Genomic DNA, 1185 nt, shown 5'->3' on the forward strand with positions numbered 1-1185 from the left:
GATTGTGTTGAAGAAGTCGCCGCCTTAGGTGTTCTGGGCCGTGCGAGGAGACAGGCGAGCGGGAGCTTGTTTGCTTTCAGGCCGGGATCGGGGCGGGCAGCGGGATCAGCTTTGCCAGCTTTCGGAGGTTCTGCACGGTGGCAGCGAGGAGGAACTCGTCTTGAGCACCAAACGGACCTCTCAGCCTGAGTCGGTCGAGGCGCAGGATGCGCTTGAGATGTGCGAACAGCATCTCGACCTTTTTCCGTTCACGCCGCGAGGTCACGTAGGCTTCAGTCTTGGCGATATCGCGCGCGACGTCTCGGGCGTGCTCGTAAATTGAACGTGGGACCTTGCGGGCGGGCATCTTCGGACAGCAACGCGACTTAAGCTCGCAGGTGTCGCAGTCATATTTGCTGGCGCGATAGAGCAGTGTTGCCCCATCGTTCACCAGAGTTCCGGTAGAGGTCAGCGCCTTGCCGGCTGGACAGACGTAGATATCGGCTTCCTGATTGTAGGCGAAGTCTCCGCGCGAGAACGTCCCATCGTCGCGGGCGGACTTGTCGAACACCGGAATGTGCGGCTCGATCGCGCGCTCGTTGACCAGCCACCCCAACATCTCGGCTGACCCGTAGGCACTGTCGGCGGCCAGGCGCTCGGGACAGAGCCCGAGGCAATCTTCAGTGCGCTCAATCATTGTGCGTGCCGCACCGACCTCGGCCTGCCGGATAGCTCGCGTTGCCTCAACATCGACGATAACCGCCGCCTTCAGGTCGATCAGGTAGTTGTCGGCGTACGCAAAGAACGCATGCCCTTTGTGAGCGCCGGTCCATTGGGCGGCCGGGTCCGACCTGGAGATGAACTTCGGTACTGTCTCGCTGGCTGCGCCCCAGGCAGCCTCATCCAGGGTATCGAGATATTCCCGCACGGATCGGCGCGTCCTGGCGACGGCCTCCCAGTCGACATCATCAGACCCGGCGGCAGAGCGCTGCTTGTTGGCATCGGCAGCAATCAGGCTGGCATCGACAGCAAAGGCCGTCCCATCAACCAACCCTTCTGCCATGCAGCGTCGCACCACGGTCTCGAACAGCTTGCGCAGCAGATCGCAATCGCGGAAGCGGCCATGCCTATTCTTGGAGAAGGTCGAGTGGTCCGGCACCTCGCCATCAAGGCCGAGCCGGCAGAACCAGCGGTAGGCGAGGTTCA

Annotated in this window: 1 protein-coding gene; it reads right to left on the reverse strand. The window is 62.1% G+C overall.

The window, feature by feature from the left end:
• Nucleotides 1-76 precede the first annotated feature (76 nt).
• Nucleotides 77-1185 (reverse strand): transposase (locus C7G61_RS42805; RefSeq protein ID WP_108523423.1); only part of this gene is annotated, 1109 nt, incomplete at its 5' end.

Source organism: Bradyrhizobium algeriense (assembly GCF_003062295.1).
GTDB lineage: Bacteria > Pseudomonadota > Alphaproteobacteria > Rhizobiales > Xanthobacteraceae > Bradyrhizobium > Bradyrhizobium algeriense.